Below are 15,048 nucleotides of genomic sequence, written 5' to 3'. Positions count from 1 at the left end.
GGAGACAAATATGAAAACATTAAAAACAGACGTGATCATCCCGGCATACCGTCCGGGAGAAGAATTTGAAAAACTGCTGGAAAGACTCAGCGCACAGAAATATCCTATCAATAAGATCCTTGTCATGAATACAGAAAAGAAATTCTGGAAAGAGACCTGGGAACAGGAATATCCGCTTGTGGAAGTCCGGCATCTTACAAAAGAAGAATTTGACCATGGCGGTACCAGAAGGCAGGCGGCAGAGCTTTCGGATGCGGAGATCCTTGTATTTATGACACAGGATGCAATGCCGGCAGACAGGGAACTGATCGGAGCACTGGTAGGAGCTCTTGCAGAGAATCCACAGGCAGGAGCCGCTTATGCGCGTCAGCTTCCAAAAAAGGACTGCAGATTTCTGGAAAAATATACCCGTTCCTTTAATTATCCGGAACAGTCCTGTCTGAAAACGGAAAAAGATGTACAGACCTACGGGATCAAAACATATTTCTGCTCCAACGTCTGTGCTGCTTATGATCACAGGATCTATGATGAGATTGGTGGATTTCCGGAGCATGCTATTTTTAATGAAGATATGATCTATGCAGGCTGGATGGTAAAAAAAGGCTATGGAGTTGCCTATGTATCAGAAGCGCGTGTATATCATTCTCACAATTACACCTGTATGCAGCAGTTCCACAGGAATTTTGATCTGGGAGTTTCCCAGGCGGAGCATCCGGAGGTTTTTGAAGGAGTGCCTTCCGAAGGTGAGGGCATCCGGCTGGTAAAAAAAAGCATGGCATATCTTCTGAAAACAGGCCACATATGGCTGATCCCCGGACTGTTTTTGCAGAGCGCTTCCAAATACGCCGGATATTTTCTCGGAAAACGATACAAAAAGCTCCCTGAAAAAATGATCCGATCCTGCACCATGAATCCGGAATACTGGAAAAAGAACAAATAAGAGCAGGTCACGGTTTTTTAAAAGAGATATCACAGTTTAAACACAATTCCCTGTTAAACTGTCTTTTATAAGAGAAATAAATGTTACTGAGAACGGAGTGAGCAGTAACAGATACATGCATCAGATAACATAGAAGGGAGCACCAGAGGCATGAGTGAAGAGAATAAATGGGGGACAGGCTTGCCGGATGAGGATAAGAATGCTTCGGCAGAACAGAAACCGCTGACGCATCCTTATTCTGAGGGACGCAGGATGCAGGAGAGCGGACAGGACAGTTATGCAGGTGCCGGACAGAGTGAAGGCACTTCGCAGGAGAAACCAAAATACGGACATTATGAGGTGCATCAGCCTCAGGCCGGTAATTATGCCGGTGGAAATATACCGCCCAAAAAGCCGCGGAAAAAGAGAGATTTTTCAGGCAACAACAGCTTTGGAAAGAAAGCAGCCACTGCGGTGGCACTGGCTGTGATCTTTGGGCTGGTAGCCGGAGTGGTTTTTCAGGGCGTGAATATTGCAGCAGATAAATACAGAGGAAATGACAGCAGTACAACAATCGGAAAGACAGAAACAGTTACCGGGACAGAGGACAGTACTGACAGTAGCTCTGCGGATTCTACTGTGAAGGATATTGTGGCAGAGAGTGGTACAGTGGCCGGTGTAGCCCAGGCAACCATGTCTTCTATCGTTGCCATTACATCTGTCAGTGTGCAGGAGATCCCAAGCTTTTTCGGATATGGAACGAGGCAGTATCAGAGTGCAGGAAGTGGTTCCGGTATTATTGTAGGAGAAAATGACAGCGAGCTTCTCATTGCGACTAACAACCATGTGGTATCTGGAGCGACTACACTTACTGTGTGCTTTGCAGGCAGTGATGTGGTAGGAGCGGAAGAAGAAACCCAGGCTATGGCAAGCAGCTCCGATGGAGATGCGGATGTGGATAACGCAGTTTCTGCCAAGATCAAAGGTACCGATGAAGAGAATGATCTGGCAGTGGTGGCAGTGGAGAAATCCGATATTCCGGATGAGACCATGGATGAGATCAAGATCGCACAGATGGGAAGCTCGGACGATCTTGTAGTCGGTGAGCAGGTGGTTGCCATTGGCAATGCACTGGGCTATGGACAGTCAGTTACCTCCGGATGGATAAGTGCCCTTAACAGAAGCATCGGTACAGAGGACGGAGAAGCCAGCGGACTGATCCAGACTGATGCAGCGATCAATCCCGGAAACAGTGGCGGTGCACTTCTGAACATGAACGGTGAAGTGATCGGTATCAATGCGGCCAAGTATGCAGACAGTCAGGTGGAAGGCATGGGATATGCCATTCCGATCTCCAAGGCAGAGCCGATCCTGGAAGAACTGATGAACCGCGAAACCAGAGATAAGGTGGAAGATTCTTCCAAGGTAGGATATATGGGAGTCAAGGCTGCCGATCTTACAACAGAAGCCATCCAGATGTATAATATGCCGGCAGGTGCTTTTATTACTGAGGTAACGGAAGGCGGCGCAGCAGATAATGCAGGGATCAAAAAAGGCGATATCATTGTGAAGCTGGATGGACAGAAGGTAAGCGGCAAGGATGACCTTGTTGATAAGCTGCAGTATTATGAGGCAGGAGAAACCATCGAAGTGGTGATCTCCAGAGCGAACAGCGGAGAGTACAAGGAACAGACGGTTGAAGTGACCCTCGGAAGCAAACCCTCTTCTGACAAATAAAAGAAAATACAGGATAACCATTTATAAACCGGGGAGCTGCATAAGAACATGCAGCTCCCCGGTTTATAAAAACTTAATTTGATACAGCCGGATTATGTGCTATAATATGCATAATAAAAACCAGAAAGGAAATGTTATGGCAGATCAGTTTGATAATAATAAAGACAATGACCAGGAGCAGAAATACGAGAAATTCTGTTTTTTATGTCGCAGACCGGAGAGTCAGGCAGGGAAGATGATCGACCTTCCTAATCATATACATATCTGTGCGGATTGCATGCAGAAAAGCTTTGATACTATGAACACCCAGATGAACAATGGAAATTATTCCGATCTTTTTAACATGCCGAATGTGAGCATGATCGATCTCAGCAGTTTCCAGAATCCCGGAAACCAGGCGAAGAAGATCAAGAAAAAATCAGAGACTCCGAAGCCGGTGATCGATCTCAAAGATATTCCTGCACCACATAAGATCAAAGCAACTCTGGATGAATATGTGATCGGACAGGAATATGCCAAGAAGGTAATGTCTGTAGGTGTATACAACCATTATAAAAGAGTTGCCACAGATACCATGGATGATATTGAGATCGAGAAATCCAATATGCTGATGATCGGACCTACAGGCTGCGGTAAGACTTATCTGGTGAAGATGCTTGCCAGACTTCTTCAGGTACCGCTTGCCATTGCAGATGCCACATCTCTTACAGAGGCTGGTTATATCGGTGATGATATCGAGAGCGTAGTATCCAAGCTCCTTGCGGCTGCAGATAATGATGTGGAGAAGGCAGAGCACGGGATCATTTTCATCGATGAGATCGATAAGATCGCAAAGAAGAAGAATACCAACCAGAGAGATGTCAGCGGAGAGGCTGTCCAGCAGGGACTTCTGAAACTTCTGGAGGGAAGTGAAGTGGAAGTTCCGGTGGGTGCTACCAGCAAGAATGCCATGGTACCTATGGTGACTGTAAATACAAGGAACATTCTGTTTATCTGTGGCGGTGCGTTCCCGGATCTTGAGAATATCATCAAAGAAAGACTGAATAAACAGGCGTCTATCGGATTTTATGCAGATCTGAAGGACAAATATGATGATGATCCGCATGTGCTGGAGAAAGTAACGGTAGATGATCTCCGTGCATTTGGAATGATTCCGGAATTTATCGGTCGTCTTCCGATCATCTTTACCCTGAACGGGCTGACGGAAGATATGCTTGTGAAGATCCTCAAGGAGCCGAAGAACGCCATTCTGAAACAGTACAAGAAGCTTTTGGCACTGGATGAAGTAAAACTGGAGTTTGAGGACGGTGCCTTACATGCCATTGCCCGTAAGGCATTGGAACGCCATACAGGAGCCAGAGCTCTCCGGGCTATCCTGGAGGAATATATGCTGGATATCATGTATGAGATCCCGAAGGACGACAATATCGGTGAGGTCGTGATCACAGAGGGATACATTCAGGGCAACGGAGGTCCGAAGATCCTTATGCGTGGACAGGAGATCCCGGCACTGGAAGGATAAGAAACAAGAAGATTCTTTAATATATAAAGGAGCGTGACAGATATGGCAAAAAGCAGTTTTTGGGATGATCTGGGAAACACACTGACAAGAAAGGCAAAGGGCTTAAGTTCCAGAGCAGAGAATCTCTATGAGATCCAGAAGATCCGTAACAAGCTCTCTGCACAGGAGCGTATGACCGAAAAGCTGATGATGGATATCGGAAAGATGATCTATACACGTTATGAGCAGGGAGAAGCCGTTGACGGTGAGACGGGAGCTATCTGCGAGGAAATCAGCCAGCACATGCTGGAGGCGGATCACTACAGAGATGCGATCGCTGCCAGTAAAGGGGAGAAGTTCTGCCCGGCCTGCCATAAGGCGGTGATGCGGGAGGCCAGCTTCTGTCCGTATTGCGGAGCGGCGTGTCCTACAGCGGAGCTGGAAGAGAAAGCTGCCGATGTGATCGAGCAGGCAGATGAGGAGCTTGAAGAGGCTGCTGAGGCAGAGGTGACAGAAGTACCGGAGACAGAAGCGGAAGAAAACGCAGAAGCTACAGAAGCGGCAGCAGATCCGGAAGAGACAGTAGAAGCGTCAGAAGTAGTAGAAACAGAAGAAGCTACAGAAGTGGCAGCAAAAACCGCAGAAGCGTCAGAAACAGAAACATCAGGATCAGATCCGGAATTGGAAGAGGAAAGAACGGAAGTGGGATCTGCAGAAACAGAGGAGCCTGCGGCTGATCCGGAAAATACAGAAACAATAGAAGAAAAAACAGAATAACCATAAGCATATAAGGCAGGCTTTCCCCAGTGGGAGCCTGCCTGAATATTATGCAGACCACAGAAATAAGGAGGGGGAATAATGTTGTGGAATTTACTGACGGCGGGAATCTTTGGTACAGACTATTATATAAAGAAAAAAATCAACACATCGGAAAAGAAAGATCTGAAGGAAAAGTGCCTGGGAGGCAGACTGATCGTAAGAAATTGCCATAATCATGGGATGATGCTTGGAATATTAAAAAACAAAGATAAAGAATTCCTGAGAGATCTTGCATCTATGGTGCTGGGCGGTGCAATCTGGGAGTATATACGTACTTTCGGAGAAAAAGGCACACGCATATCCAAGCTTGGGCTTTCCATGATCCTGGGCGGCGGTCTGAATAATTATACGGAACGTCGCAGAAAGGGATACGTCACGGATTATGTGAGCCTGAATGTGGAAAATCCGAAGCTTAAGAAGGTCGTATTTAATATTTCGGATCTTTTCATATTTACAGGTGCGCTTCTCTGGGGCGGGAGCGAGATCTTTTCTGAAAAAGAAAAATAAATAAAAAAACAGAAGTGCCGGTGTTGGGCGCTTCTGTTTTTTTGATTTTGGATAAAATAAAAAAGAATGCAGGAAATGGGACTTGAACCCACACGATCTTGCGACCACAGGCACCTGAAGCCTGCGCGTCTGCCAATTCCGCCATTCCTGCATTTTTTCAACCGGCTTGCTTCGCTTTGTTTGCTCCGCTCGTCGACTGCTCACTTATAATAACTCAGGAATGGGATAATGTCAATAGAAAAATTCAAAAAAATTAAAAAAATTCAAAAAAAATATTTTAAGTTAGTTTTATACATTTTTTTTGCATATGGTGTTGAAAAATGACGATTCCTGTGATACAATCTTGAAGATTTAGGATAAAATAAGAGAACAAAGAAAGGGAGATTGTATGAAAGCATTTCTGATATTGGAAGATGGCCATGTATTTACAGGAACTAGCATTGGTTCTGCAAGGGAAGTCATCAGTGAAATTGTCTTTAACACTTCCATGACCGGTTATCTGGAAGTAATGACAGATCCTTCTTACGCAGGACAGGCGGTGTGTATGACATATCCGCTGATCGGAAACTACGGAATCTGTTATGATGACCAGGAATCAAGGAAGCCGTGGATTGACGGATTTATTGTACGCGAATTATCACGAGTTCCCAGCAACTTCAGAAGCGTAGACACCATTCAGCATTTTCTGAGCAAAAACGACATTCCGGGAATCGCAGGAATTGATACCAGAGCACTGACTAAGATCCTTCGTGAGAAGGGAACCATGAACGGAATGATCACAGTTGATGAGAACTATGACCTGGATACAATCATCCCCAGATTAAAAGCATATACAACAGGAAAAGTGGTAGAGAAGGTTTCCTGCCGCGAAAAGGAAGTGCTTAAGGGGAACGGACCGAAGGTTGCTCTTCTTGATCTGGGCGCCAAGAAAAACATTGCACGCTCACTGAATGAGAGAGGATGCCAGGTTACTATTTACCCGGCTCTGACATCTGCAGAAGAGATCCTTGGAGACAATCCGGACGGCATCATGCTCAGCAACGGACCTGGAGATCCGAAGGAATGTACTTCTATTATTAAAGAGATCAAAAAACTTTATGACTCTGATGTACCGATCTTTGCCATCTGTCTTGGACATCAGCTTATGGCTCTTGCAACAGGCGGAGACACCCATAAGATGAAATACGGTCACAGAGGCGGAAATCATCCGGTTAAAGACCTTGAGACAGGAAGAGTATATATTTCCTCCCAGAACCATGGCTACGTTGTAGATGCAGAGGGACTTGAGGAGAAAAATATCGCACATCCTGCATTTGTAAACGTCAACGACGGAACAAACGAGGGTATGGCATATAACGGAAAGAACATCTTTACTGTACAGTTCCATCCGGAAGCATGCCCGGGACCACAGGATTCCAGTTACCTTTTTGACAGATTCATGAAGATGATGGGAGGAGAGAAATAATGCCAAGGAATAAGGACATAAAAAAAGTACTTGTAATCGGCTCAGGCCCGATCATAATCGGCCAGGCAGCAGAGTTTGACTATGCAGGAACCCAGGCATGCCGCTCCCTGAAGGAAGAGGGCATGGAGGTTGTACTTTTAAACTCCAATCCTGCTACCATCATGACAGATAAAGACATCGCAGACAGAGTTTACATCGAGCCTCTGACTGTTGAAGTCGTAGAGCAGCTGATCCTCAAAGAGAAACCGGACAGTGTACTTCCTACACTGGGCGGACAGGCAGGTCTGAACCTTGCCATGGAGCTTGAGGAAAAGGGCTTCCTGAAAGAGCACAATGTACGTCTCATCGGTACCACAGCAGCAACGATCCGTAAAGCTGAGGACCGTCAGGAATTTAAGGATACAATGGAAAAGATCGGCGAGCCGGTTGCAGCATCCAAGGTCGTAACAACTGTAGAAGACGGTGTTGCGTTTACTCAGACTATCGGTTATCCGGTTGTTCTCCGTCCTGCATATACACTTGGCGGAAGCGGCGGTGGTATCGCGCATAATGAGCCGGAGCTTCGTGAAATCCTTGAGAATGGTCTCCGTCTTTCCCGTGTAGGCGAGGTTCTTGTAGAGAGATGTATCGCCGGATGGAAAGAAATCGAGTACGAGGTAATGCGAGACAGCGCAGGAAACTGCATCACAGTCTGCAACATGGAGAACATTGACCCGGTTGGTGTCCATACCGGTGACTCCATCGTAGTTGCTCCTTCCCAGACCTTAGGAGATAAAGAATACCAGATGCTCCGTACATCTGCTCTTAACATTATTACAGAGCTTGGCATCACAGGTGGATGTAACGTACAGTACGCTCTTCATCCGGAGAGCTTTGAGTACTGCGTTATCGAGGTTAACCCTCGTGTAAGCCGTTCTTCCGCACTTGCAAGTAAGGCTACCGGTTATCCGATCGCCAAGGTTGCAGCCAAGATCGCACTGGGTTACACACTGGATGAGATCCCGAACGCCATCACAGGCAAAACATATGCAAGCTTCGAGCCGATGCTGGATTACTGTGTTGTTAAGATCCCGCGTCTGCCATTTGATAAATTCATCACAGCAAAACGTACACTGACTACACAGATGAAGGCTACCGGTGAGGTTATGAGTATCTGCCATAACTTTGAGGGTGCTTTAATGAAGGCTATCCGTTCCCTGGAGCAGCATGTAGACAGTCTGATGTCCTATGATTTCTCACATCTTTCTGATGAAGAACTGATGGACGAGCTGAACATTGTGGATGACCGCCGTATCTGGAAGATCGCAGAAGCCCTGAGACGAAATGTTTCCCAGGAGAAGCTTCATGATATCACAAAGATCGACATCTGGTTCATCGATAAGCTGGCTATCCTTGTTGAGATGGAGCAGGCTCTGAAAACTCAGAAGCTGGACAAAGACCTTCTTCTGGAAGCAAAACGTCTGGAGTTCCCGGACTACATCATCGCAGACCTGACAGGAAAGACAGAAGCTGAGATCAAAGACCTGCGTAAAGAGTACGGCATCCGTGCAGCATACAAGATGGTTGATACCTGTGCAGCAGAGTTTGCGGCAGCGACACCATATTACTATTCTGTATACGGCGATGAGCAGACAGAGAATGAAGCTGTAGAAACAAAAGATAAGAAAAAGATCCTGGTACTTGGTTCCGGCCCGATCCGTATCGGTCAGGGTATCGAGTTCGACTTCTGCTCTGTACACTGTACATGGGCATTTGCGAAAGAAGGATATGAGACGATCATCATCAACAATAACCCGGAGACAGTAAGTACAGACTTCGATATTGCAGATAAGCTGTATTTTGAGCCACTGACACCGGAAGATGTTGAGAATGTAGTAAATATTGAGAAACCGGATGGAGCTGTTGTTCAGTTCGGTGGACAGACAGCCATCAAACTGACCGAAGCACTGATCAAGATGGGCGTTAAGATCCTTGGAACATCTGCTGAGAACGTAGATGCAGCAGAGGACAGAGAGCTCTTTGATGCCATTCTTGAGAAATGCCAGATCCCGAGACCGAAGGGACACACTGTATTCACAGCAGAAGAGGCGAAAAAAGCTGCCAACGAGCTGGGATATCCGGTACTTGTCCGCCCGTCCTACGTACTTGGAGGACAGGGAATGCGTATCGCTGTCAGCGATGAGGATGTGGAAGAGTACATCGGAATCATCAACCAGATCGCACAGGAGCATCCGATCCTTGTTGATAAGTACCTGATGGGTAAAGAAATCGAGGTCGATGCAGTATGCGACGGTGAGGACATCCTGATCCCTGGAATCATGGAGCACATCGAGCGTGCAGGTATCCACTCCGGAGACAGTATTTCTGTATATCCGGCACAGACCATCAGCCAGAAAGCAAAAGATACCATCGCCGAATACACACGTCGTCTTGCACAGGCACTTCATGTAATCGGTATGATCAATATCCAGTTCATCGTTGTAGGCGAGGATGTATATGTCATCGAGGTTAACCCGCGTTCCAGCCGTACAGTACCGTACATCAGCAAGGTAACAGGAATCCCGATCGTTCCGCTTGCAACAAGAGTTATCCTTGGACATAAGATCAAAGAGCTTGGTTACACACCGGGACTTCAGAAAGAAGCAGAGTACTTCGCAATCAAGATGCCGGTATTCTCCTTCGAGAAGATCAGAGGCGCAGATATCAGCCTTGGACCGGAGATGAAATCCACAGGTGAGTGCCTTGGTATTGCTAAGACCTTCAACGAGGCTCTTTACAAAGCATTCATCGGGGCAGGAATCCGTCTTCCGAAACACAAACAGATGATCATCACTGTTAAGGATGAGGATAAAGAGGATATCATCCCGATCGCAAAACGCTTCGAGGCTCAGGGATACCGTATCTTCGCAACAAGAGGTACAGCAAATGTCCTGACTGAGAACGGAATCAAGGTAACACGCACCAATAAACTGGAGCAGCCGTCTCCGAACCTGATGGACCTGATCCTTGGCCACAAGATCGATGTTGTCATCGATACACCGCCACAGGGTGTTGAGCATCAGAAAGATGGTTTCGTGATCCGTCGTAATGCCATCGAGACAGGTGTCAATGTGCTTACAAGCCTTGATACTGCAGAGGCTCTGGTCACAAGTCTTGAGAATACAGACCTGAACCACCTGACTCTGGTAGATATCGCCACCATCGACAATCGATAATAAATTGTAAATTCTGTGAAATAAAAAATTAAAAGTTTACGAATTGTCAAATATGTAATATACTGATAAGGACGGGGCCGTCGTTCACATACCGGCCCTGTCCTTATCTTGCTTTTAGAAAGGAGTTAACATGATTTTTATAGAATTACTGAAGGTTATCCTTCTCGGTATTGTGGAGGGAATCACCGAGTGGCTTCCGATCAGCAGTACCGGACATATGATCCTTGTGGATGAGTTTATCAAGCTGAATGTATCCGAGGCATTTATGGAATTTTTCCTGGTGGTGATCCAGCTTGGCGCGATCCTGGCAGTTGTTGTACTGTACTGGAACAAGCTGTGGCCTTTTTACATAAGAAAAATCCCGAAGAAAACACAGATGGCACTGCGTAAACAGCCGGCAGTACCCAGAACTGTCCTTACTTTTGTAGAAAAATACTGTGATAAGGATAAGTGGATCCTCTGGTTTAAGATCCTGGTAGCATGTCTGCCGACGATCATCATCGCTCTTCCTTTTAATGACATTATTGAAAAGAAATTTTACAACTATGTGGTCGTTGCCATCATGCTGATCGTTTATGGTGTGCTTTTTATCGTTATCGAGAACTACAACAAACGCCGCAGACCAACCTGCACCAGACTGGATGAGCTTTCCTTTAAGACAGCGCTGATCATCGGCTGCTTCCAGGTGCTTTCCGTGATTCCGGGAACATCCCGTTCCGGATCTACCATTATCGGAGGAATCCTTGCAGGAACATCCCGTACAGTTGCAGCAGAATTTACCTTTTTCCTGGCAATTCCGGTTATGTTCGGAGCAAGTCTTCTGAAACTGGTCAAATTCGGTTTTGCCTTCAGCTCCACAGAGCTGATCATCCTGATCGTAGGTGTTGTGGTATCCTTTGTGGTATCTGTTCTTGCCATCAAATTCCTGATGGGATATATCAAGAAACACGATTTTAAAGTATTCGGCTGGTACAGGATCATTCTTGGTATCCTGGTGCTCGGATACTTCGTTGGAAAAACATTTTTAGCATAAAACTGCAATCTGGAGGTAATCATTATGAAATATAAGAAGCTTTTGATCGTACTGACAGCAGTGACGGCGCTTGGTATTGCCGGCTGTGGAAAATCATCAAAGGAAACAGCAGAGGTGACACCAACACCGGTTCCTACAGCCGCACCTACGGCTGCACCGGCTACATCCACACCGCTTCCCACATCTACACCTGCACCGAAGCTGATCGGTGTAAAGACCAGTACTGCAAAATTTGTTTATCTTACCAACAGCACGAAGGGAGAGATCCGTGAGATCTATCTCCGCGCGGCAGGAGGGGAAGAATGGGGCAAAAGTCTTGTTCCTGCAGAAGCTACCATCAAAGATGCGGAGCAGGTGCAGATGTATTACACCCCGGATTCTGCAAGAGATGCCATCTATGATATGAAGATCGTAGACGGAGACGGAAATGCCTATGAGATCTACAGTGTACAGCTGAGCGATATGGAAAAGGCAAAACTGATGATCGATAACGGAGAAGCATACCTGACCTATACAAGCCTCAGTGACAAGAGTGAGAAGAGCACTATTGGCAATGTGGAAACGGATAACAGTGAGGCGGACAGCAGTGATTCCGCAGACAGCACAGATGCTTCAGATCTGACAGACAGTTCTTCCGGTATCACGGATACTTCTTCTGACAGCAGCGATGGAAGCTATGACAACAGTGATGATGGAAGCTATGATAACAGTGATGACGGAAGCTATGACAGCAGTAATGACGGAAGCTACGACGGCAGCGATGACGGAAGCTACGACAACAGCAGTGATGATGGAAACTATGACAGCAGTGATGATAGCGGCGACTATGTAGATGACAGCAGCAACAGCGGAAGCGGTGACGATTCTCTTGACAACAGTACAGATACAGATGACAGCGGAGACGGAGAGATTGTCTGGGATGATAACGGAGACTGGTCAGAGGAATAAACCGGGATCCTGTAAACAGAGGGAAACATGGAACAGACATTTCTTGAAAAACTGAAACGAGTAAAACCTGGGGATCTGCTTCACATCATCAAGTTTATCCTGGCATTTCCCATTGCGATGGTCTACAGACTTTTTCGCAGGGATCTCTGGCTTCTCTGTGATACAGAGAATGAATGCCGGGATAACGGATTCTGGCTGTACAAATATCTGAGAGAAAATACCAGTGAGGATGCAGTGTACGCCATCAATAGAAAATCTCCGGATTATGCCCGGGTAAAAGATCTGGGACCTGTGATCCAGTATGGAAGCTTCCGCCACTGGATCTACTATCTGGCTGCATCAAAAAATATCAGCTCCCAGAAAATGGGAAAACCAAACGCAGCCATCTGCTATGTGCTGGAGGTTTACGGAATCCTACGGAACAAGCGGGCGTTCCTGCAGCATGGGATCATTACGGCAGATCTTAGTTTTCTGTATTATCCCCATACAAAAATGAGCCTTTTTGTTACCAGTACCTATGATGAGTGGAAATATGTCAATGACCGGTACGGATATCCGGAAGGCTATGTGCAGGAGCTGGGACTGTGTCGTTTTGACCAGCTTCATGATATGAAGGTAAAAAAGAACCAGATCCTGATCATGCCGACCTGGCGTATGTATATCCGCAATGAGATCTCAGCCTCTGATCACGAGCTGGAAGCACAGAAATTCATGGAAACCGATTATTACCGTTACTGGGATGCACTTCTCAAGGATGAGAGACTGATTCGCTACATTAAGGAGAACGATCTTCAGATCATCTTTTATCCGCACAGGGAAATGCATCGGTTCCTGAAATATTTTCATGTGGATCATCCGAAGATCACAGTGGCGTCCTGGCCTGAGTACGATGTGCAGACACTCCTTAAAGAGTCCGCAGTGCTGGTGACTGATTTTTCCAGTGTGGCCATGGACTTTGCCTACATGAAAAAGCCACTGGTCTACTACCAGTTTGACAATGAAAAATTCCGGCAAAGTCATCATCAGATCGGGTATTTTGATTTCCGGAAAGATGGCTTCGGTCCGGTATGTGTAACGGAACAGGAAGTAACGGACTGGCTGATCCGCCTGCATAAGCAGGGATTTGCCAATGAAGAGATCTATCTGGAAAGACACGGAAAATATTTTGATCTGTGGGATACAAAGAACTGTGAAAGAAATTACAAAGCGATCAAAGAAATGTAACAGGTGGTGAAAAATTGCAGCAGTTAATGGAAGCTCCGGCGGAGATCAAGGTAAAAACTAGGAAATTTTCGCTGACAAAAGGAACCATAAAGATCAGTTTTGAGCTGGAAGGATCCAGAGGAAGGATTCGTTCCCTGAAGCTGAAGCAGCGAAATGCAGTGTTGGATACAAGCTTTCCTTTTGAAATGCAGACAGCAAAAAAAGGAAATACGATCGTGTATCATGCACAGATCAATGTAGATCAGTATCCGATGGAAACCGCATTCTGGGATGTGGTGGCATCTGTGGATAAAGAAGGAAAAGGAAATTATGAGGATGCGATCCTGGGAGGCTTAAGTTCAAAACTTAAACTTAAGCTGATCCTTTTTCCAAGATGGACCAGAACCGGGGATGGGCATATGGTTTATCCCTTTGTCAACGGAGCAAGGCAGTTTACCATTCAATACCGGAAATATGATCCGAAATATGACAGCTATGCATTTATAGCAAAAGAATTTCTTGCATTATTCTGCTATTTTATCCTGAAACCTTACTGGGATCATAAGAAATTATGGCTGATCTGCGAGAAATACTGTACAATGGCACAGGACAACGGCCTCTATTTTTTCCGGTACTGTATGGAGCATGCATCGGAGAAGGACAGAAGTCGGATTTTTTATGTAATAGATAAAAAATGTCCGGATTATCAGGCTGTAAAAGAGTATGATGCCAATGTGATCCAGTTCATGTCATTTAAGTACATGATCTATCTCAGCGCTGCACGGTATCTGATATCTACCGATGCAATCCGGCATTTTTATATCTGGGATTCGCCCAACAGCATCTACAAGGTTCTGTATCAGGCACGGAAGAACATTGTATTTCTCCAGCATGGAGTGATGGGCTTCAAGCAATGCCACAGGACCTTTCATAAAGGCGGAGGCAATCAGATGGCACTGTTTGTGGTGTCTTCGGGTTATGAACAGAAGATCATCCATGATTATTTCGGATACGATAATGAAGAGATCATCATCACTGGTTTGGCCAGATGGGATGTGCTGGAGGACAAGTCGGATCCGGCTCATAAAGAGATCCTGCTGATGCCTACATGGAGAAGCTGGCTGGAGGATATCAGCGAGGAGCAGTTCAAAAAAAGTGAATACTATCAGCGTTATAAAGCATTTCTGCAGGATGAGAGGCTTAAGACTCTTCTGGAAAAGGAAAATATCACGCTGAATTTTTATATCCATCCGAAATTCCGGGAACATATCCGGAGCTTTCAGGTGGAAGACAGGCATATCCGTCTGATCCCATTTGGGACTATGCCGCTGAATCAGCTTCTGATGAGCTGTCATATGCTGATCACCGATTATTCTTCTGTTTCCTGGGATGTCTACTATCAGGAAAAACCGGTGGTATTTTATCCCTTTGATCTGGAAACCTATGAGAAAGTCCAGGGAAGCTATATGGACTACAAAAAAGATGTTTTCGGAGATCTGGCATGGGATCAGAACCAGCTGGTAGACCTTATCGGAGAATATGCGAGGAACGGATTCCGTGAAAAACCGGAATTTTCAGGAAGAAGAGATGAGCTTCTTCCCTACAGGGACAATGACAACAGCAAACGAATTTATGAATATATAGCCAATGCTCAAATACCGGACAAACTGAAAAGAAGGCTGAAAGAGAAAAAATTTTAAT

Annotated in this window: 11 protein-coding genes and 1 tRNA gene; 11 read left to right on the top strand and 1 reads right to left on the bottom strand. The window is 45.9% G+C overall.

Annotated elements, in window-relative coordinates; all coding sequences use genetic code 11:
- Positions 1-10: 10 nt before the first annotated feature.
- The 5 genes from LKD46_RS08395 to LKD46_RS08375 all read left to right on the top strand — a co-directional run bounded on the left by LKD46_RS08395 (position 11) and on the right by LKD46_RS08375 (position 5,483).
- Complete coding sequence (locus LKD46_RS08395; protein ID WP_022426971.1) at positions 11-940, top strand: glycosyltransferase family 2 protein; 930 nt, start codon at positions 11-13, stop codon at positions 938-940.
- Positions 941-1,090: 150 nt separating this feature from the next.
- The gene (locus tag LKD46_RS08390; RefSeq protein ID WP_022426972.1) at positions 1,091-2,656 is read left to right on the top strand and encodes a S1C family serine protease; all 1,566 of its coding nucleotides are present in this window, start codon (positions 1,091-1,093) and stop codon (positions 2,654-2,656) included.
- A 136-nt stretch (positions 2,657-2,792) separates the two neighbouring features.
- Positions 2,793-4,178, top strand: coding sequence for an ATP-dependent Clp protease ATP-binding subunit ClpX (gene clpX / locus LKD46_RS08385; protein ID WP_022426973.1), 1,386 nt, complete (start codon positions 2,793-2,795; stop codon positions 4,176-4,178).
- Between the two features lie 42 nt (positions 4,179-4,220).
- Positions 4,221-4,934: a zinc ribbon domain-containing protein gene (locus LKD46_RS08380; protein ID WP_022426974.1), complete on the top strand. Its 714-nt coding sequence runs from the start codon at positions 4,221-4,223 to the stop codon at positions 4,932-4,934.
- 81 nt (positions 4,935-5,015) lie between these two features.
- Positions 5,016-5,483: a signal peptidase II gene (locus tag LKD46_RS08375; RefSeq protein ID WP_022426975.1), complete on the top strand. Its 468-nt coding sequence runs from the start codon at positions 5,016-5,018 to the stop codon at positions 5,481-5,483.
- Between the two features lie 67 nt (positions 5,484-5,550).
- Here LKD46_RS08375 and LKD46_RS08370 read toward each other — a convergent pair.
- Positions 5,551-5,634 (bottom strand) — tRNA-Leu (locus LKD46_RS08370).
- Positions 5,635-5,871: 237 nt separating this feature from the next.
- On the opposite strand from LKD46_RS08370, the gene LKD46_RS08365 reads away from it, so the two are divergent.
- The 6 genes from LKD46_RS08365 to LKD46_RS08340 all read left to right on the top strand — a co-directional run bounded on the left by LKD46_RS08365 (position 5,872) and on the right by LKD46_RS08340 (position 15,047).
- Positions 5,872-6,948 (top strand): carbamoyl phosphate synthase small subunit, encoded by a 1,077-nt coding sequence (locus LKD46_RS08365; protein WP_015527400.1) that lies wholly within the window; start codon positions 5,872-5,874, stop codon positions 6,946-6,948.
- Entirely contained in the window at positions 6,948-10,163 is a 3,216-nt protein-coding gene (gene carB, locus LKD46_RS08360; RefSeq protein ID WP_173722534.1) for a carbamoyl-phosphate synthase large subunit, read from the top strand. The genes LKD46_RS08365 and carB overlap by 1 nt, the downstream gene beginning before the upstream one ends.
- A 130-nt stretch (positions 10,164-10,293) precedes the next feature.
- Entirely contained in the window at positions 10,294-11,196 is a 903-nt protein-coding gene (locus tag LKD46_RS08355; protein WP_021651920.1) for an undecaprenyl-diphosphate phosphatase, read from the top strand.
- A gap of 24 nt (positions 11,197-11,220) precedes the next feature.
- A complete protein-coding gene (locus LKD46_RS08350; protein WP_173775812.1) occupies positions 11,221-12,144 on the top strand; it encodes a hypothetical protein in 924 nt (307 codons plus the stop codon).
- A gap of 27 nt (positions 12,145-12,171) precedes the next feature.
- Positions 12,172-13,368 carry a CDP-glycerol glycerophosphotransferase family protein gene (locus LKD46_RS08345; RefSeq protein ID WP_215638116.1) on the top strand — a complete coding sequence of 399 codons (1,197 nt, stop codon included), beginning with the start codon at positions 12,172-12,174 and terminating at the stop codon, positions 13,366-13,368.
- A 14-nt stretch (positions 13,369-13,382) separates the two neighbouring features.
- On the top strand, positions 13,383-15,047 hold the full coding sequence (locus tag LKD46_RS08340; RefSeq protein WP_059086129.1) for a CDP-glycerol glycerophosphotransferase family protein: 1,665 nt from the start codon (positions 13,383-13,385) through the stop codon (positions 15,045-15,047).
- Position 15,048 lies beyond the last annotated feature (1 nt).

Source organism: Blautia fusiformis (assembly GCF_020686995.1).
Lineage (GTDB): Bacteria > Bacillota > Clostridia > Lachnospirales > Lachnospiraceae > Blautia_A > Blautia_A fusiformis.
Note: the sequence above shows the minus strand (reverse complement) of the source record. Positions and strands in the feature narration are given on the sequence as shown.